17 protein-coding genes are annotated in these 18,676 nt (G+C 72.5%); 12 read left to right on the top strand and 5 right to left on the bottom strand.

Annotated elements, in window-relative coordinates:
- Positions 1-123: 123 nt before the first annotated feature.
- Positions 124-807, top strand: coding sequence for a hypothetical protein (locus tag ACZ7DY_RS35480; protein ID WP_471143109.1), 684 nt, complete (start codon positions 124-126; stop codon positions 805-807).
- A gap of 59 nt (positions 808-866) precedes the next feature.
- Here ACZ7DY_RS35480 and ACZ7DY_RS35475 read toward each other — a convergent pair whose 3' ends face one another.
- A complete protein-coding gene (locus tag ACZ7DY_RS35475; RefSeq protein ID WP_471143107.1) occupies positions 867-2,072 on the bottom strand; it encodes a PP2C family protein-serine/threonine phosphatase in 1,206 nt (401 codons plus the stop codon).
- Positions 2,073-2,479: 407 nt separating this feature from the next.
- Entirely contained in the window at positions 2,480-2,989 is a 510-nt protein-coding gene (locus ACZ7DY_RS35470) for a MarR family winged helix-turn-helix transcriptional regulator (RefSeq protein ID WP_471143105.1), read from the bottom strand.
- A gap of 498 nt (positions 2,990-3,487) precedes the next feature.
- On the opposite strand from ACZ7DY_RS35470, the gene ACZ7DY_RS35465 reads away from it, so the two are divergent.
- The 3 genes from ACZ7DY_RS35465 to ACZ7DY_RS35455 all read left to right on the top strand — a co-directional run bounded on the left by ACZ7DY_RS35465 (position 3,488) and on the right by ACZ7DY_RS35455 (position 5,506).
- The gene (locus ACZ7DY_RS35465) at positions 3,488-3,724 is read left to right on the top strand and encodes a hypothetical protein (protein ID WP_471143101.1); all 237 of its coding nucleotides are present in this window, start codon (positions 3,488-3,490) and stop codon (positions 3,722-3,724) included.
- 154 nt (positions 3,725-3,878) lie between these two features.
- Entirely contained in the window at positions 3,879-5,135 is a 1,257-nt protein-coding gene (locus ACZ7DY_RS35460) for a PP2C family protein-serine/threonine phosphatase (protein WP_471143099.1), read from the top strand.
- Positions 5,136-5,146: 11 nt separating this feature from the next.
- Positions 5,147-5,506 carry a hypothetical protein gene (locus ACZ7DY_RS35455; protein WP_471143098.1) on the top strand — a complete coding sequence of 120 codons (360 nt, stop codon included), beginning with the start codon at positions 5,147-5,149 and terminating at the stop codon, positions 5,504-5,506.
- 102 nt (positions 5,507-5,608) lie between these two features.
- Here the strand turns inward: ACZ7DY_RS35455 and ACZ7DY_RS35450 are convergent, their stop codons facing one another.
- Positions 5,609-6,019: a winged helix-turn-helix transcriptional regulator gene (locus ACZ7DY_RS35450; protein WP_471143095.1), complete on the bottom strand. Its 411-nt coding sequence runs from the start codon at positions 6,017-6,019 to the stop codon at positions 5,609-5,611.
- A gap of 100 nt (positions 6,020-6,119) precedes the next feature.
- Between ACZ7DY_RS35450 and ACZ7DY_RS35445 the strand changes: the two genes are divergently transcribed.
- Positions 6,120-6,977, top strand: a complete 858-nt coding sequence (locus ACZ7DY_RS35445) for an alpha/beta fold hydrolase (protein ID WP_471143092.1) — start codon at positions 6,120-6,122, stop codon at positions 6,975-6,977.
- A 51-nt stretch (positions 6,978-7,028) separates the two neighbouring features.
- Here ACZ7DY_RS35445 and ACZ7DY_RS35440 read toward each other — a convergent pair whose 3' ends face one another.
- Both ACZ7DY_RS35440 and ACZ7DY_RS35435 read right to left on the bottom strand, forming a co-directional pair.
- On the bottom strand, positions 7,029-7,754 hold the full coding sequence (locus ACZ7DY_RS35440) for an esterase/lipase family protein (protein WP_471143090.1): 726 nt from the start codon (positions 7,752-7,754) through the stop codon (positions 7,029-7,031).
- 120 nt (positions 7,755-7,874) lie between these two features.
- The gene (locus tag ACZ7DY_RS35435; protein ID WP_471143088.1) at positions 7,875-8,351 is read right to left on the bottom strand and encodes an AraC family ligand binding domain-containing protein; all 477 of its coding nucleotides are present in this window, start codon (positions 8,349-8,351) and stop codon (positions 7,875-7,877) included.
- Positions 8,352-8,887: 536 nt separating this feature from the next.
- On the opposite strand from ACZ7DY_RS35435, the gene ACZ7DY_RS35430 reads away from it, so the two are divergent.
- The 7 genes from ACZ7DY_RS35430 (at position 8,888) to bdeA (ending at position 18,479) form a co-directional block, all read left to right on the top strand.
- The gene (locus ACZ7DY_RS35430; protein WP_471143086.1) at positions 8,888-9,532 is read left to right on the top strand and encodes a hypothetical protein; all 645 of its coding nucleotides are present in this window, start codon (positions 8,888-8,890) and stop codon (positions 9,530-9,532) included.
- A 393-nt stretch (positions 9,533-9,925) separates the two neighbouring features.
- Positions 9,926-10,696: a polysaccharide deacetylase family protein gene (locus ACZ7DY_RS35425; RefSeq protein WP_471143083.1), complete on the top strand. Its 771-nt coding sequence runs from the start codon at positions 9,926-9,928 to the stop codon at positions 10,694-10,696.
- 450 nt (positions 10,697-11,146) lie between these two features.
- The gene (locus ACZ7DY_RS35420; RefSeq protein ID WP_471143082.1) at positions 11,147-11,374 is read left to right on the top strand and encodes a type A2 lantipeptide; all 228 of its coding nucleotides are present in this window, start codon (positions 11,147-11,149) and stop codon (positions 11,372-11,374) included.
- A gap of 96 nt (positions 11,375-11,470) precedes the next feature.
- Positions 11,471-12,277 (top strand): hypothetical protein, encoded by an 807-nt coding sequence (locus tag ACZ7DY_RS35415; protein ID WP_471143079.1) that lies wholly within the window; start codon positions 11,471-11,473, stop codon positions 12,275-12,277.
- Entirely contained in the window at positions 12,274-14,556 is a 2,283-nt protein-coding gene (locus ACZ7DY_RS35410; protein WP_471143076.1) for an NHLP family bacteriocin export ABC transporter peptidase/permease/ATPase subunit, read from the top strand. Before ACZ7DY_RS35415 ends, ACZ7DY_RS35410 begins: the two co-directional genes overlap by 4 nt.
- A gap of 1 nt (position 14,557) precedes the next feature.
- Positions 14,558-17,410: an NHLP bacteriocin export ABC transporter permease/ATPase subunit gene (locus ACZ7DY_RS35405; RefSeq protein WP_471143074.1), complete on the top strand. Its 2,853-nt coding sequence runs from the start codon at positions 14,558-14,560 to the stop codon at positions 17,408-17,410.
- A gap of 172 nt (positions 17,411-17,582) precedes the next feature.
- Positions 17,583-18,479 carry a bis(hydroxyethyl) terephthalate hydrolase gene (gene bdeA / locus ACZ7DY_RS35400; protein WP_471143072.1) on the top strand — a complete coding sequence of 299 codons (897 nt, stop codon included), beginning with the start codon at positions 17,583-17,585 and terminating at the stop codon, positions 18,477-18,479.
- Positions 18,480-18,676 lie beyond the last annotated feature (197 nt).

Here is an 18,676-nt window from a genome sequence, read left to right as displayed (position 1 = left end):
CCCGCACCCGCGCTCCTGCTCACCCTAGGGCGACAGTTGTCCTAGGGCAACATTCCCGGGGCCTACCAGTTTCGTGGAGGAGATCTACAAGTGGGCAGCAGTGAGGCGGACGTTCGCCGGCGCGTGGCAAAGGCGCTTCACGAACGGGCCGACGGCATCGCTGAGCGCTGGGTGCAGGACCGGCCGGAGTCCGGGGCCGGGGCCGCCGGGCGGGAGCTGCGGGAAGAGGCCGATGACGTGGTCGCCGCCCTGATCGCGGCGGTGGACGGCGCGCTGCCGGTCGCCCGCGCCGTGGACGGCCACGGGGAACTGAACCGGGCGGTCGGCGAGTTCTCGCCGCGCCGGGCCCGGGCGCATGCGACGCCGGCCGCCACCTCGCCGGCCCTCCTCTCCCTCAAGGAGGCAGACCTCCCGGGTCCCGCCTGCGCCCCGCTCATCGAACTGCACTCGGAAGAGGACCTGCTGACGGCCCGTCACGCCGTGCGCGCGGCGACGCTGAGGGCCGGTTTCGGCATCGTCGACCAGACCCGTGTGGTGACCGCGGCCAGCGAACTGGTCCGCAACGCCTACGTCCACGGTGGCGGCGGGACGCTGTCCATCGCCTGCCTGCACCGGGAGGGCGTGCGCGGACCATACGAGATGCGGGCCCCGGCATCCCGGACCTGGCGGCCGCCCCCACCGACGGCTTCACCACCGGCGCCGGGCTCGGGCATGGGCTCGGCGGGGCACGCCGTCTCATGGACGATTTCGAGGTGCGCTCCCGGCCGGGGCACGACCGTGGTCGCCGCCCGGTGGGCCCGCCCGTGACGCCGCCGCCGGGGGGGGCGCACGTCGAACGCCCCCGGCCGAGGCCCGGATCGGCCGGTTCAGGGGCGCGGGTCGCGGCCGAACCAGTCGAGACACACCACCAGCGCGTCGTCCTCGGCGTCGGCGTCGAGGTAGGAGGCGAGTTCCTGCAGGATCGCCCGGGGCACCGCGGCGGCCGGAAGAAGCCCCGCGGCCTGGATCGCGAGCGCCAGTTTCCGCTCGCCGTACGCCTCTCCCACCTCCGTGGCGGCACTGTAGACGCCGTCACTGACGAAGATCAGCCGGTCCCCCGGCAGGACATCGAATTCCTGCGCCACATACTCCGTCTCCTCGAACATCCCCAAGGGGAACTGCGCCTCGAAGCGCACCCGTTCCACACGCTTGTCGCGCTGGCGCCACAGCTGGGGCGAGCCGGCGTCCACCACCTGCACGCGCCCGGTCGCCAGCTCGAAGGAGAGCAGCAGGCTCGAGACGTACTCCTGGCCCCCATGCTGCGCATACAGCGCCTGGTCGGCCAGGGCGGCCTGGTCCGCGATGCCGATGCCGGCTCTTCGGGCGTTGCGCAGGGCGTTGACCGCGAGGTTGGTGAGGAGGGAGGCCTGGATGCCCTCGCCCATGCCGTTGGTGACGCTGAGGGTGAGCGTCTTTGACGTCGTGGCCCAGTCGAAGTTGTCGCCGTGGATGGCGTACGCCGGCTCCAGCTGCGCGCCGATCGCGTACTCCGCGCGGCTGCACGCCCGCCCGGGCAGCAGCTGCCACTGCATCTCGGCGGCCAGGGTCAGGCGGCTGGCGCGGCGGGCCTGGAGGTAGAGGTCGGTGTCCCGCTCGGCGACGACGATCTCGTGCCCCAGGAGTTCGGCGACCGCGGTCAGCTCCTCCACCGTGGCGGGCGTGCAGCTGTCCTGCGGGATGCGCGCGGAGAGGATGCCGAGCCGGTCGCCGCGGACGGTCACCGGCAGGTACAGGTCGACCAGTCCTTCCTGGCTCACGATCCGCTCGTAGGCCTCCTGGCTGCCGAAGGCGTGCCCTTCGGGGCTGCTGTAGACCGACAGCGGCTCGGCGGTGTGCGGCAGCGCCGTGACCGGCTGCAGGACGGTGAGGCTGTAATCCGCCAGGAGCAGATCGACCTCGGTGGCGTCGTAGTGCTCGACCAGGGCCGCCCGCACCGCGCCGAGGAGGTCGTGGGGTGCCGCTGTCCGCACGGCGCGTTCCACAGCCAGGAAATTCGTCACGGTGAGGCCTTCTTCATCGGATGGGCGGGACATCGAGTGACGGAATACGACCGCAGGGATCGGCCGTCCGGTCGCTCACTGCCCAAGAAGAACGCTCCTGGCGGCGTGCACGCCCTTCACCGACTGACCCAGACCGCGGTGCCCCGCACAGCGCGGTCTGCTGAGACCGAGCAAGACTTCATGGCGCCGCGACTATTGCTGTGCGGCAACTGTTGATCCTACCGTTCGGCGGGGCCGGAAAGAGCAGCCCTTCCCGGCCGGGCTCCGCCGGCCCGCCGTGGGGGCTTTTCCCGCCCTGCGGAGGCCCTGGCTCCCCTTCCGGTGCGCGAGGGTGCGCCGGAACGTCGGGGGGCGTGCGCAGGGGTGGAGATCTCCCGCTGGGCGGCCGGCTTTTTCCGCCCGCGGTCTTTTCGTGTTCGTTTGCCGTGCGCGGGGCGCGGCTATGCGGTGGCCGTGGTGGGCCCCTCGTCGGAATGGGCCGCGCGCATCAGACCTATGTGCTCGCCGGCGGCTTCCCGGAAAAGCTCCAGCCCTTCGGCCAGTGTCGCCAAGTGCCCCGGTGACATTGTCGCCAGGACGGCTTCGACTTCCCGTACCCGCGACCGCCGGAACTCTTCGAGGACGGCGGCGCCACGGCGGCTCAGGCACAGATCGACTTCACGGCGGCTGGTGGTGCTGGGGAGCCGCTCGATGAGGCCGGCGGCCTCCAGCCGGTCGCACAGCCGGCTCACCGCCGACGGTCGCGAACCGAGCGCTTGCCCAAGGGCCCGCTGATTGACCTTCCGCTGCTCCTTGATCACCGACAGCGCCCGGAACTGCGAAGGCGGCAGGGGCCCCGAGGGTGCGGCTTCCTGACCACGCCCCCACAACACCTCCAGCAGGTCCGACACACTGCACGCAGCATGTGCCGCCCGCTCAAGGCTGCGGGAAGGAGGAAGGCTTCGGGGCATTCAAACACTCTCTCACTAGAAGGGGGGCTTGTCAGCCACGGTGCCCGCCGGGGAACCATCCCGCGAGAAGCGGCCGGCCGCGGTGCGGGCGCCCATCCGCCAACTCCGGTGACACCAGAGCCTGTCCGCACCGGCCTCTTTGGCACTCCTGGAATTCGCGGCCTTCTGGTGAGGCGACCCAGGCCGGGAGGGAAAAGGCGGGCGGAGAATAGGACGGCGTACAGAATTGACCACTCCGGGGCCAAAACAGTTCCGTAAACGCCCCCCGGAAACACGGGCACTCCGCCGGTCAGGCCCGAACGCTTCGGCGGTCTCAGAGACCGGTTCGGGCCGGAACTCGACCGCGTTGCGGCGGGGCGTGAACTGAAGGCCCGTGTACGCCGGTTCGTCGACTGTCCCGGCGCCGCCGTCGCCCGGGCCAACCGCCTGCTGTGGCAGCCGGCCGTCGCCCGCGGCTTCCCGGCCGATTCGCACGCCCGCCAGGTCGAAGCGCTCTCCGTGCACCATCCGCGCCGCGTGGAGGGCGCCCGCCTGCTGCACGCGGCGGCGCGGCAGGCCGCCGCCGGGCAGGGCGAACCCGAGCGGATGCGCCAGGCCCTGGTGGCCGGCCGGCTGCTCTTCGATGAGCTCCTGGCGGCCCCGGCGCGCCAGGAGCGTGCGGGCACGGCAGGGGCACAGCGGCTGCGGAACGTTCCGGCGCAGCGCGCCCTCGGCCGGACCCGCAGCCTGGGCTGAGCCGCTCCGCAGAGCGTGGGGCGGGGGCGGGCCGACGGGCCCGCCCCCGCCTTTCACCAGCCGGTCTGCGGTGTGCGGCAAGGGCACGACCTGCACCGATCGCGTGAGATGGGTGATTCCCGGGAAGAAGGGGCGGCAGACGAGGGAGGTTGCCATGGACGGTGGAGATCTGGAACTGGGCGAGCTCCTGGCCGCCGCGGAGTCGGCGCCGCCCGGGGAGTCCGTCGGGGTCATAGCGCACGACCTGCGCAAGCGCTTCGGCGCCGAGAGCGTGTCCTTCCTGTTCGCCGACCTCATGGGCCAGCGGCTGCTGCGCCTGAGCGCACCCGCCGAGGGCGGGACGTGGGACGCCGGGGAGCGGATCGACCTGCCCGGCAGCATCTACGACACGGTCCTGCGCAGCCAGCGCCGGCACGTGGAACCGGACGGCCAGGGCGGCCGGCGCGTGATCCTGCCCGTGACCAACCGCGGCGACTGCATCGGGGTGCTGGAGGTGACGCTGCAGTACGCCGACAGCACGGTGCTCGCCCAGCTCGGCGAGGCGGCCCACGCGCTGGCCTACATCATCGTCACCGACCGGCGCTTCACCGACCTGTACCAGGCGGGCCGGCGCACCACCCGCACCAGCCTGGCCGCCGAGATCCAGCATCAGCTGCTGCCCTCCGCCGCCTGCTGCGAGGCCCCCCAGTTCACGCTCGCCGCCGGGCTGGTCCCGGCCGACGACATCGGCGGCGACACCTACGACTACACGCTCGACCGCGACACCCTGCACCTGTCCATCACCGACGCCATGGGCCACGACACCGACTCCGCGCTGCTGGCCACGCTGGTGACCGGGGCGCTGCGCGGCGCCCGCCGCACCGGGTGCGACGCGCTGCAGCAGGCCGGCCGCGCCCATGAGGCGCTGCTGACGCACGGGCGCGGTCTTGCCACCGGTCAGCTGCTCTGCGTCCGCCTGGAGACGGGCACCTGCGAGCTGGTCAACGCTGGCCATCCCTGGCCGCTGCGGCTGCGGGCCGGCGCCGTCGACGTCGAGGAGGTCCAGCTCGCCGTCAACCTGCCGTTCGGTGTGCCCTCGCCCGCCGGCTACCGCCTCCAGGAGCTCCAGCTCCTGCCGGGCGACCGTCTGGTCCTGCTCACCGACGGCATGCAGGAACGCGGCGCCGCCGCGGTCGACCTGGCCTCGCTCGTACGCGAGAGCCGCGACTGCCACCCGCGGGAGGCCGTACGCGCCCTGACGACGGCCGTCCTGGAGGCCTGCCGCGGCAACCTCAAGGACGACGCCACCGTCATCATCCTGGACTGGCACGGCGCCGCCCGGCGCCAGGACGGTGCCGGGCGGCCCGGGGCACGGCGCCGGGACGCCGTGTCGGGGTGGGCCGGAGGTCAGCAGGGGTGCGGCGGTGACTAAGATGCTCTGTCATGTCGAAGCCTGACGGACTGCTCGTGGACATTGCCGCCCTGGTGGAGTCCAGGCACAGCAATCAGATGTCTCTGACTGTGGTCGCCGGGGGTGCGGTCATCACCGGCCGCCTGGCCCCCGAAGCCGTCTGGAGGCAACGGGTGTCGGAGGTCCTGGCCGACTCGGCCAGCCTGAGCGACTTCTCCGCCGCGTTCACCGCCTCATCCGGTGACGAGGGCCCGCCCACCCATCTGCACTTCCACGTGGCGCGGATCCTGCAGGGCACGGTGGGCATCCCGGAGACCGGCGGCATGTACCGCGTGCCGATCGCGGACGTCAGCGCCTGGACCATGGGCGACTTCAGCTACTCCGACCACTGAGCCACCGAGAACCACCGAGCCACTGAGTCACTGATTCACTGGGTCTTCTTTCCCGGCCTTGGACCGAGGCGTGCCGGGGGGGGCGGTGTGGGCTGAGCCCGCTCACCCCTCGCCGGCCGCCCGGTCCGCGGCCTCGTTGGCGTGCTCGATCTCGGCCATGTGCTCCTCCGCCCAGCTCCGCAGCCCGGCGAGCGCGGCCTCCAGGGACAGCCCGAGTCCGGTGAGGCGGTAGAAGACCCGCGGCGGTACGGCGGGTTCGACCCGGCGCGCGACCAGCCCGTCGCGGGTCAGGCTCCGCAGCGTCACCGACAGCATCTTCTGCGAGACGCCCGGCATCCGGCGGCGCAGCTCCGCGAAGCGCGTCTCCTCCGGTGCGGCGTCGGCGAGCGCCTTGACGGCCATGGACGTCCACTTCGTACCGATACGGTCCAGCAACTGCCGCGTCGGGCAGTGGGGGTCGAACAGATCGCCGCGCGCCCCGCGGCCGGCGGCCCCGGCTCCCGAGGTGGTCACCTGCGGCTCACCACCTTCCCTGAAAGTGCCGTCTGGGAACCGGCCGGCAGGTTACCTATCGTGACGTGGTCACCTATGGTAACCAGCCGGAGGAGCCGTCATGGCCACCACCACCGCACCCCGCCTGCGCCGCGTCACGGCCAACGGCGTCGAACTCAACGTCGCGATCGCCGGGGAGGGACCCGCGGTTCTCCTGTTGCACGGCTTCCCGCACACCTGGCGGCTCTGGAGCGCCATCATGGGCGAACTGGCCGCGCACCACCGGGTCATCGCCCCCGACCTGCGCGGTCTCGGCGCCAGTGCGCGGGCCCTGGACGGGTACGACGCGGGCACCCTCGCCGCCGACGCCGAAGGGCTGCTCGAGGCGCTCGGCGAGCCCTCGGCGGCGGTGGTCGCCATCGACGCGGGCACCGCCCCCGCGGTCCTGCTCGCGCTGCGACGGCCCGGCCTGGTCCGGCGCCTGGTCGTGATGGAGGGTTTGCTGGGCCGCCTGCCCGGAGCCGAGCACGCCCTGGCGGGCGGCACCCCGTGGTGGTTCGGCTTCCACGCCGTCCCCGGCCTCGCCGAGACCGTCCTGGCCGGCAACGAAGCCCCCTACATCGACTGGTTCCTCGACGCGGGCACGCTCGGGCGGGGCGTGCCCGAGGAGATCCGTGCCGCCTTCGTGACCGCGTACACCGGACGGGAAGCGCTGCGCTGCGCGTTCTCCTACTACCGGGCCCTGCCCGTCAGCGCGGGCCAGCTCCAGGACGCCGCGGCGACGGGCCGGCTGACCATGCCCACGATGGCCGTCGGCTCCCACCCCGTGGGCACCGCGCTCGAACGCCAACTCCGGCCCCTGGCGGATGACCTGAGCGGACACCACCTCCAGGACTGCGGCCACCTCATCCCCCTCGACCGCCCCCAGGAGCTGCTCGCGCTCCTCGCCCCGTTCCTCCGCGCCGGCCTGCCCGGCTGACGGGGCGTTCTCCGCGGCGGTCTGCGGCGGTCTGCGTCCTGCCTTGCGTGGTCAGGGGCCGGCCAGGAAGGCCCGTACCCCTTGGGAGACGCCGTCGTCGGTGAGCAGGTCGTTGTGGGCCAGGCAGCCCGCCGGGTGGTTGGCCGCCCCGCTCAACGGGACGCTGGCGTCGGGGTTGATGACCTCGTCGCAGTTCGACCACCACGTCGCGTACGCCACCGGGCCCGGCGTCTCGTCGCCCTCGGCGAGCCGGTCGGCGACATAGGAGCCCGGCGTCATGTCCCGGCACGCCTGGGACCACGCCGCGCAGGCCCAGGCGGTCAGGGTGCCGTGGTTGGGGCCGGCCAGGGAGGCCCAGTGGGCGACGGCGGGCGCGCCGCCGCCGAACTTCACGTACCAGCGGGTGACGAGGCTGCCGAAGGAGTGGGCCACCAGGTCGACGCGGTCGGCGCCGGTGCGGGCGCGCACCTGGGCGACGTAGGAGGCCAGTTGGCCGGCGAGGACCTCGTTGACCGAGCGGCTGGTGTCGTAGCCCCAGGAGAAGAGTTCGTCCTGGCCGTATCCGGCGGCGACAAGGTCCTCGCGCAGCGAACCCCATACGCCGGGGTCGGCGTTGTAGCCGTGCACGAAGATGACGGGCCGGTGTGCGGCCGGGGCGCTGTGCGCCGTGGCGGCGGGCGTCGCGACGGGCAGGACGGCGAGCAGGCCCAGACAGACCAGCAGACGTCCGAGCAGACGTCCCGGCGACCATCTCGGCGGGCGTGTGGTCCTGGCCATCGGCATGGGCCCTCCTGTGCGGCGGACACGGCACGGCGCAGGGTGATTGTGGGGGCGCGTGCCGCAGATGAGAAGAGGCTGGTTGCCGTGCGCCTGGCGGGGGTTGGGGGCGGGTGGGTGTCAGCCGGTTTCGGGCAGCGGGTGTCCGCAGCGGGTGCAGTAGCGGGCGTCGCTCTCGGCGGCCAGGCGCCCGCAGTGGGCGCAGACCCGGTCCAGCAGGCAGGCCGGTTCGCCCGCCGCGGGGGCGGGGGCGGGGGTGCGGCGGCGGTGGGCGGTGGTGTAGGTGAGGCCCTGCTCCCCCGCGCGCAGGGCGTGGGGGGTGTGCGCGGGCAGCCAGGCCAGGGCGCCGGGCGTGAGCGGCAGAAGGCCGTCGGGCAGGCGGAGTTCGCCCGCGCCGGCCAGCACGGTGAGCAGGAGCGCGAAGCCGTGGCCGGCGGGTTCGCCGGTGTCCGCGCCTGCGGCCAGGCGTACGACGGCGGCGTCCAGGTCGCGGTCCTCGCCGCCCAGCGCCCACAGCACGCTGGTCCGGCCGGGCCCTCCGGTGAGGGTCCGCTCCGCGGGGACGAAGAGGGGGACGGCGAAGTCCGGCTCGCTCATGGGGACGTGGCTCCTTCGGCGGAGGGGGCGGGGGCGGGTGGTCGTGTTCGGGTCCTCCGCAGTGTGCGGCAGTGGGGCCGTGCGGGGCGGACGGACGAGGCCGGCGGCCGGGTCGCCGACCGGGCCAGGGCGCGCACCGGTTCGGTATGGCTGCGTGCCGCACGGGCGGCGCGGCCGGGTGCTGGGGCCCCGGGACACCGTCGGAGCGCCTCTGCTGACCGCTCTGGCGTGTGGCCCATCAGGCGCCGACAGCCGAAGGGGTCCCGCCCCTGAGAACTCGTCTTGGAACCTTCGAAGCCCAGGGTTGTGCGCGGAACCGGGCATCTCGAGCGGGAAACCTTCTACGGGGTGAGCCCTCATCCGCCCCGACGCGAAGTGCAACAACACGGCCTGCGCCTGCGGCCTGTTGGCCGGCTTCCGGGGATCCCAGGCGTTCACTGATCGGCATGCACGGTGCGAGGGAGTATCTATGCTGCTGGCGGATCACTACAGGGAGGGCCACGGTGCGCCGCAGGCGGTCGATGACAGAAGCGTGGGTGGCTGCGATAGCCGCCGTGTGGCTGACGGCGGTTGGATGTAGTGGCGAGGCAGATGAACATGCCGACAACGACCCGAGCACGCCGAGTTCGGCCCCGCCGGTTGCGGATCTGGCAACGCCCCTGAACGCCTCGCAGCTCAAGCAAGCGTTGCCGGATCTGCAGAGCATGCCCATGGGCTGGAAGGTCGGCAAGGCTCGGCTCGCTGGTAGTAATACCGCCAAGGATGCGCCGTGCCGAATGCCTCCTCATCCCACGTGCGCGGGCAGGAAGAGCTATGCGGAGGTGCAGTACGACAACGCTGACCTCACGGGCAGCGTGTACTACGCAGTCGAGGGGTTCGACAGCGGTCGGACCGCCCGGGACGCCTACCAGGAGCGTAGGGCCTCCTTCGCGGGCAAGGTGGATCGGGAGATCTCCATGCCGAAGGTCGGCAATGAGAGCGTGGCACGCACCGGCATGAGCAAGTTCGGAGGCCACCCGAATGTCTCGACCGTCATGCGCGTGGGCACCGTGGTGGTGGCGATGGTCTACACCCATAAGGAGAAGGCCGATCCACAGGTCCTGCTGCCCCTATCGCGGATGCTGGCCGAACGGATCGAGCAGGTGCAGCAGGGCAAGGCCCCGACGGCCACCGCTCACTGAGCGCGTCGCCCCGTCTCGGAACCTGCGCTTCGACGGTTCCGAGACAGGTTCTGAGGGCCTTGGCCCGCACGCCCCGAACGGCCGCCGCGCACCAGCGCCTTGAACCGCCGCCCTGAACCGCCACCTTGCACCGCCGTCGTGCACCAGCGCCGTCAGTCGGCGCCCCGTGCCGCCGCCTTGACCCGTCCGCTGCCCTGACCGACTGCTCGCTCGGCCCCCCGCCTTCTTGGCCTGCCCGCCTCCTTGGCCTGCCCGCGCCGGGAGTTGTCCGTGAACTCTCCCGGAATTGTCCGTGATCGGTAACAGACGCATCCCTTCGGCCGCACCTCTCGTCCTGCCAGGTGGCCACAGGGTGGCAAGGGGCGGCGAGGCATTTTTGCGGAAGGGGCGGTCATGGCACGGCACGGCGGCGGGCGGGGCTGGTACGGCAAGGTTCTCGGGGCGGCGCTGGGGGTGACGGTGCTGGCCACCGGCGCTTCGGTGTGGACGGCGCAGGCCGGTTCCGTGGACGGCCCGGCGCCGAGGGCGAGCGCCGCCGCGCCGGGCGGTGACCTCGAGCCGGTCGAGGCGTCCATCGTGCACGCATCCGACCGGGGCAAGGGCGGCATCAACCTCACCATCGACGACGGCCCCGACCCGAAGTGGACGCCGCAAATCCTGGACCTGCTGCGGGAGTACGGGGTCAAGGCGACGTTCTGCATGGTGGGCACGCAGGCGCAGGCCCACCCGGAGCTGGTGAAGAAGGTGGTGGCCGCCGGGCACCGGCTGTGCGACCACACGGTGTCGCACAACACCGCCATGGACAAGGAGTCCCAGGCCTACCAGTCCCGGCAGATACTCGATGCCGAACGCATGATCACCAAGGCGTCCGGGGGTGTGCGGCCGATGTACTACCGGGCGCCCGGCGGTGCCTTCACCCCCGCCAGCCGCAAGCTCGCCGCGTCGCGGGGCATGCGCCCGCTGGGCTGGAACGTGGACAGCAAGGACTTCGAGCGCCCGGGTACCGACGTCATCGTGTCCACCGTCGAGCGGGAGCTGTCCGGCGGGCCCACGCTGCTCTTCCACGACGCGGGCGGGGACCGCTCCCAGACCGTCGAGGCCCTGCGCCGGCTGCTGCCCCGGCTCAAGGAGCAGGGCCACTCCTTCGGTTTCCCGGTGCGCTGAACCGCCGTTGAGTGCCCGGAGCCGTTCCCGCCGGCCGCGGCGCCGGCCGGGTCCTGCCCGTCCCCTTCGGCCGGGCCCGGGGCGTGCCTTCAATGAACCTGCACATCGAATGTGCACTCCGGTCACGCAATTCGACTCCTCCTCCCCGTTTATTTCCGTGCACGAACCACAGGAAGTGCTCTTTGGAGGGAGAGTGTCCGATTTGTTGGAGAGGGATCCGGGCGGTCGCCCATTTCCTTCTGTGAATCTTGTGAAGGAGCTGCCGCCGCGCGGTGAAACCGCCTGCACGCAGCGGTGATTCGATGCCGCAACCGTGACCGAGGGGCCCCTCGTCGATTGGATGTACGAGCTGCGAACGTGCTTTGATCCTGGCCGACGCGGAATTCTCATCCCAGGTTCCGCGGAGTTGGAAACACCTTTGCACCATTCATGAGAAGGGCAGCTCACACCATGAACCACACCCCCCAGGTCGAGACCCTCGAGATTTCCGACGCCGACCTCGACAACGTCTCCGGCGGTCTCGTCGCCGGTGTCGCGAGCAACGTCACCAGCACCGTCGACTCCATCGCCCCGGTCTCGGGTGTCGTCGGCGGCGTCGTGGGCACGGTCGAGGGTGCCACCGGCCTCAACACCGGTGCCGTCACCGGCCTGGCCTCGGGCCTGACCGCCGGTCTCTGAGCCTCCCGCTCACCGGAACACCATGATCCGCGAGCCCCGGAACCCGCCAGGTTCCGGGGCTCGCGGACGCCGCAGGCACAGTAAGGGAAGCGTTCCGTGCAGTTCCGCCAACAGGCCCTGTCCAAACTGCAGTCGCCCGAGGAACTCGACCTGCCGGTGCGCTACGCCCGCCCCCAGGGCCTGCTCGTACTGGCCGTCACCCTCCTGGCCATGGCCGGTGCCGGCCTGTGGGCGGTGACCGGGTCCATCGACTCCACGCTGCGGGCGCCGGGCATCCTCACCCACGGCCAGGGCAGTTACGTCCTGCAGAGCCCCGTCACCGGGCAGGTGACCGCCGTCCTGGCCGAGGAGAACAAGCGCCTGGCCGCCGGCGCCCCGGTCCTCAAGGTCCGTACGCCACGCGGCGAGAAGGTGGTGCGCGCCATCGCCGCGGGCCGGGTGAGCACCCTCCTCGCCAGGATCGGCACCGTGGTCACCACCGGCGCCGACGTGGCGACCCTGGAGCGCGTGGCGCACACCGGCGACCCGCTCGTGGCGATGCTCTACGTGCCCGCCGGCAGCGCGGCCACCCTGCCCGTGGGGGCCGCCGTGGACCTGAGCGTCCAGTCCGTGCCCACCCAGGAGTACGGCACCCTGCGCGGACACGTGAAGGCCATCGGGCGGACCACCCAGACCCGCCGGAAGATCACCGGTTTCCTCGGCGAGGGGGAACTGGCCGCGCAGTTCACCAAGGACGGACCCGTCGTGGCCGTACTCGTCACCTTGGAGAAGTCCCCGGCGGCCGCCTCGGGCTACGCCTGGTCCACCGGCGGCGGGCCGCCCTTCGCTCCCGCCTCCCTGACCCCGGCCACCGGCGCCGTCCACCTCGCCGCGCAGCACCCCATCGATTGGCTGCTTCCGTGAGCGCACCGCACCCCTCCCCCGCCCGCCGGCAACAACTGCCGCCCCCCGGCGGACGCCGCAGGCACCGCCCCGAACCGCCGCGGCGCACCCGGCGCGCCCCGGCACGCCCCGCCGCCCGGGGCCGGCGCCCGGGCACCGTGCGCACCCCCACCGTCCTGCAGATGGAGGCCGTGGAGTGCGGCGCCGCCGCCCTGGCCATGGTCCTGGCCCACCACGGGCGCCACGTCCCGCTGGAGGAGCTGCGCATCGCCTGCGGCGTCTCGCGCGACGGCTCCAGGGCCAGCAACGTCCTGAAAGCGGCGCGCGGTTACGGCCTGACGGCCAAGGGCATGCAGATGGAACCCGCCGCGCTCGCCGAGGTCACCGCCCCGGCGATCCTCTTCTGGGAGTTCAACCACTACGTCGTCTACGAGGGCAGCGGGCGCCGCCTGGGGCGCCGCGGGGTGTACATCAACGACCCGGACAAGGGCCGGCGTTTCGTGTCCGCGCAGGACTTCGACACCAGCTTCACCGGGGTCGTCCTGGTCCTGGAACCGGGCCCGGACTTTCGCCCGGGGGGCCGCAGGCCCGGCGTCCTGAGGGCGCTGCCGGCCCGGCTGCGCGGCACCACCGCCACGATGCTCGCCGCCCTCCTGGCCAGCCTGCTGCTCGTGGCGGTCGGCGCGGCGCTGCCCGCACTCAGCCGGACCTACATCGACCTGTTCCTGGTCGGCCACCAGACCTCGCTCCTTGGCGCGCTGTTCGCCTCGATGGGCGCGATGGTGGCGCTCACCGTGGTGCTGACCTGGCTGCAGCAGGCGAACCTGCTGCGCGGGCGCATCATCTCCTCCACCCTGTCCGGCGCCCGCTTCCTGCGCCATCTGCTGCGCCTGCCCGTCACGTTCTACGCCCAGCGCAGCCCCGCCGACCTGGTGCAGCGCCTGGCCTCCAACGACACGGTCGCCGAGACCCTGGCCCGCGACCTCACCGCCGCCGGCGTCGACGGCGTCGTCGTAACGCTCTACGCGGCCCTGCTGTGGACCTACGATCCGCAGCTGACCCTCGTCGGCGTCGGCATCGCCCTGCTGAACATCGTGGCGATGCGCGTGGTGATCCGGCTGCGCGCCACCGGCACCCAGAAGCTGCGGGCCGACACCGCCCGGCTCACCAACACCTCCTACACCGGCCTGCAGTTGATCGAGACGATGAAGGCCACCGGCGGCGAGAACGCCTACTTCCGGCGCTGGGCGGGCCAGCACGCCACCACCCTGGAGGAGCAGCAGCGCCTGGGCGTGCCCAGCGCCTGGCTCGGTGTCGTCGCGCCGACACTGGCCACCCTCAACAGTGCGCTGATCCTGTGGATCGGCGGGCTGCGCGCGGTCGAGGGGCACCTGTCCATCGGCCTGCTCGTCGCCTTCCAGGCGCTGGTGACCCGCTTCACCGCGCCGATCACCCGCCTGAACGGGGTGGCGGGCCGCATCCAGGACTTCGCCGCCGACATCGCCCGCCTCAAGGACGTCGAGAACTTCCCCGTGGACACGCTGTACGCGCGCCCCGAACCGGCCGCCGGCACCCGCCGCCTCAAGGGCCACGTCACCCTGGAGGACATCACCTTCGGCTACAGCCCGCTGGACAAGCCGCTGCTGTCCGGCTTCTCGCTGTCGGTCGGCCCCGGCCGGCAGGTCGCGCTCGTCGGCGGCTCGGGCAGCGGCAAGTCGACCGTCTCCCGCCTCATCTCGGGCCTGTACAGCCCGTGGCAGGGCACGATCCGCATCGACGGGCAGCGCCTGGAGGACATTCCGCGCGGCGCGCTGGCCGCCTCCGTCTCCTTCGTCGACCAGGACGTCTTCCTCTTCGAGGGCACCGTGCGCGACAACATCGCGCTGTGGGATCCCTCGATCACCGACGACGCCGTGGTGGCGGCCCTCAAGGACGCCTGCCTGTACGAGGTGGTGGCCCGCCGCCCCGGCGGCATCCACGGCCGCGTCGAGCAGGACGGGCAGAACTTCTCCGGCGGGCAGCGCCAGCGCCTGGAGATCGCCCGCGCCCTGGTGCGCCGCCCCAGCATCCTCGTACTGGACGAGGTGACCAGCGCCCTGGACGCCGAGACCGAGCAGCTCATCATCGACAACCTGCGCCGTCGCGGCTGCGCCTGCGTGGTCATCGCCCACCGCCTGAGCACCGTGCGCGACAGCGACGAGATCGTCGTCCTGGACCACGGGCAGGTCGTGGAGCGCGGGCGCCACGAGCAGCTCGTCGCCGCCGGCGGAGCCTACGCCGACCTGGTCAGGGAGTACTGAGGTGACGTCGGTACCGGAGCAGTACGCGTACACGCCCGACCCGGTCGCCGCCGCGGTCGGCGCGCTGGGCACCCCGGTGGACTGCGCGGGGCTGCGCAGCGTGCACCTGGAGGGCCCGCAGGTGCTGTGGCTGGTCGTGGCCGGCGCACTCGACCTGTTCGCCGTCGACGCGGTGCAGCAGGGCCACTGGCACTACCTGGGCCGTCTGGAGCCGGGCACGCTGCTCCTCGGCCCGGTCGAGGGACCCCAGCACACCCTGGTGGGGCGCCCCCTGCCCGGCTGCGCGCTGCGCCGCATCCCGCTGCGCGAGCTGTACCGCCCCGAGTACGGCGAGGGGTGGTCCAACCAACAGCCCTGCCCCACCGGCTACGACACCCAGGACGCGGCCCTGAGCATCCTGGAGCACGCCTTCGCGCTGGGCGTCGGACGCGGCCACCGGGTGCTGTTCGAGGCGCCGCTGGACGGGCGCACCATCGGCGAGGAGGTGGTGGCCGACGACGACATCCTGTGGATGCCGGTCGCGCCGGGCAGCGTGCAGTACGGGTCGGCCTACAGCGAGCAGGCCGCCGGCGAACTGCTTCTCGACGCGGGCCTGTGGCAGCGGATGGTCAACCAGCAGTACCGGCTGCTGGCCGCCCTCGACCGGTGGATCGAACGCCTGGAGCGGGCGCACGAGGACCGTACGGCGGCCGGCATCAGGGCCGGCGAGAGCGTCCGCGAGCAGGCCGACCGGACTTTGATCGCCTCCATCGGCCGGCCGGGCGGGCGCGGGGGGCGGCGAGTGCGGGAGGCCGGGCACGACGCGACGTACGCCGCCTGCAAGCTGGCCGCCGAGGCGGCGGGCATCACCCTGGCCGGGCCGTCGGCGGGCGGCGCGGTGAGCGAACGCGTCGATGCGGTGGAGCAGGTGGCCATCGCCTCGCGGCTGCGCACCCGCGCCGTCCGGCTGGAGGGACGCTGGTGGCGGCGGAACGCGGGGCCGCTGGTGGGGCACCGGGCCGCGAGCGGCGCGCCGGTCGCGCTGCTGTGGCGGCGCGGCGGCTATGAGGCGGTGCACCCCACCTCCGGGCGGCGCACCCGCGTCCAGGCGTCCAACGCCGACGAATTCGAGCCGCAGGCCGTCATGTTCTACCGGCCGCTGCCCCAGCGGCCGTTGACGCCGTGGCGGCTCTTCCTCTTCAGCCTGCGCGGCACCGGCGCCGACATGCGCAACCTCGTGCTCGCCGGGCTGGTGACGGTGACGGCCGGCGCCCTGGTACCGATCGCGACGGGACAGGTCCTTGGGGTGTTCGTGCCCCGCGGCGAGAAGAGCCTCATCGTCCAGGTATCGCTGGCCGTGATGGTCACCGGCATCGTCTCGGCGTCGTTCATGCTGCTGCAGAACCTCACCGTCCTGCGGATGGAGGGCCGCATGGAAAGCGCCCTGCAACCGGCGGTCTGGGACCGCCTGCTGCGGCTGCCCACCCGCTTCTTCGCCGCACGCTCCACGGGTGAACTGGCCGGCGCCGCCATGGGCGTCAGCGCGATCCGCCGGATCCTGTCGGGCATCGGCCCGGTGGCACTGCAGGCCGGTTCGCTCGGCGCGATGAACCTGATCCTGCTGCTGCTCTACAGCGTGCCGCTGGCACTGGCCGCGCTGGGCATGCTCGCCGTCATCGCGGCCGTCTTCCTCACCCTGGGCCTGTGGGAACTGCGCTGGCAGCGGCGCCTTGTGGAACTCGGCAACAAGCTGAACAACCAGGCGTTCCACACCCTGCGCGGCCTGCCCAAACTCCGGGTGGCCGGCGCGGAGAGCTTCGCGTACGCCGCGTGGGCGGGAGAGTTCGCGCGCAGCCGGGAGCTGCAGCGGCGGGCCGGGCGCATCAAGAACCTCACCACCGTCGTCAACTCCGTCTATCTGCCGCTGTGCACGCTGGTCATGTTCGTCCTGCTGGCCGGCCCGGCCCGGGGCAGCCTGAGCGCGGGAGAGTTCCTCACCTTCAGCACCGCCGTGACCATGCTCTTGACCTCGGTCACCCAGCTGACCGGGGCGCTCATCTCGGCGGCCGCGGTGCTGCCGATGTTCGAGCAGATCAAACCCGTCCTGGACCAGGCGCCGGAGGTGCGCGCGGGCAGCACCCAGCCGGGCGAGCTGCAGGGCGCGATCGAGGCGCGGTCGCTGTCCTTCCGCTACACCGACGACGGCCCCCTGGTCCTGGACGACGTGTCGCTGAAGATCGCGCCGGGCGAGTTCGTGGCCGTGGTGGGGCCCAGCGGCTGCGGCAAGTCGACGCTGCTGCGCCTGCTGATCGGCTTCGACGAACCGGCCTCGGGCAGCGTCCTGTACGACGGCCAGGACCTGTCGGCCCTGGACCAGTCGGCGGTGCGCCGCCAGTGCGGGGTGGTCCTGCAGAACGCCCGGCCGCTGTCCGGCTCGATCCTGGACTGCATCTGCGGCGCCGAGTCGTTCACGCAGGAAGAGGCGTGGGAGGCGGCGGCCATGGCGGGCCTGGCCGAGGACATCAAGCGCATGCCGATGGGCCTGCACACGATGATCTCCGGCGGCGGGGCCATCTCCGGCGGCCAGCGCCAGCGCCTGATGATCGCCCAGGCGCTGATCCGCCGCCCCCGCGTCCTCTTCTTCGACGAGGCCACCAGCGCCCTGGACAACGAGACCCAGCGCACGGTCATCGACAGCACCCGCGCCCTGAACGCCACCCGCGTGGTGATCGCCCACCGGCTGTCCACCGTCATGGACGCCGACCGGGTGGTGGTGATGTCCCAGGGCCGCATCGTGCAACAGGGCCCACCCGCCCAACTCCTGGCCGACACCACCGGCCGCCTGCACGAACTGGTACGCCGCCAGATGAGGTGAGCGCCGGAGACGGTGTGAAGGGCGGGGTCGGGGCGGTGGGCCCGGTGGGGGGCCGGTGATTTTGCCGATGTGTTGGGGGGCCGGTCGGGGCCACGGTGGGGGCCCCTGCCTGTGGCGGCGCCCCCGGGAACGTAACCGGCCGCGTGCTCCGCCCTGACCGAGAGGACCCTCCGTGCATCCGCATGTCTTCTCCCGCCCCCTGGTGCGGGCCTGTCTGGCCGCCGCGCTCACCACCACCGCCCTGGTGGGCACCCATCTGGCGCCCGAGGCCCGGGCTGTCGCGGACAATCCCTATGAGCGCGGGCCCGCCCCGAGCGTGGCCAGCATCGAGGCGCCGCGCGGCTCCTACGCCGTCTCGCAGACCGGCGTCTCCCCGCTGTCGGTCTCCGGGTTCGGCGGCGGCACGGTGTACTACCCGACGTCCACCGCGGACGGCACGTTCGGCGCGGTCGTCATCGCGCCGGGCTTCACCGCCTACCAGTCGAGCATCGCCTGGCTGGGGCCGCGGCTGGCCTCCCAGGGCTTCGTGGTCTTCACCATCGACACGCTCACCACCCTCGACCAGCCCGACAGCCGCGGACGTCAACTCCTTGCCGCGCTGGACTACTTGACCAGATCCAGTGCGGTGCGCGGCCGGATCGACGCCTCCCGCCTCGGGGTGATGGGGCACTCGATGGGCGGCGGCGGCACGCTGGAGGCGGCCAAGAGCCGCACATCGCTGAAGGCGGCGATCCCGCTGACCGGCTGGAACCTGGACACCACCTGGCCCGAGGTGCGCACGCCCACGCTGGTGGTGGGCGCGGACGGCGACACCGTCGCCCCGGTCGCCGGGCACTCCGAGCCGTTCTACCGCTCGCTGCCCGGCTCGCTGGACAAGGCGTATCTGGAGCTGAACAACGCCACCCACTTCACGCCGAACTCGCCCGACACGACGATCGCGAAGTACAGCATCTCCTGGCTGAAGCGGTTCATCGACGACGACATGCGCTACGAGCAGTTCCTGTGCCCGCTGCCCGCGCCGGGCCCCACGATCGAGGAGTACCGGGGCAACTGCCCCCACACCAGCTGAGCCTGACGCTCTGTCATAGTCGTTTCGGTGGGGGCTGGTTGTGCCTGTGCACACCGGTGGGCGGGCGGCGCTGGGGGTGTGCCCAGAGCGGCGGATGCGGGGCTTCCGGAGGGCATCAGGCGCCCCTAGCGTGCGGGCGTGGCTCCTTCGACGTCCCGCTCCCCCGCCCCCACCTCCCCCCTCCTGTACGGGCGGCA

The sequence above is a fragment of the Streptomyces sp. NPDC037013 genome (genome assembly GCF_055607265.1).
Note: the sequence above shows the minus strand (reverse complement) of the source record. Positions and strands in the feature narration are given on the sequence as shown.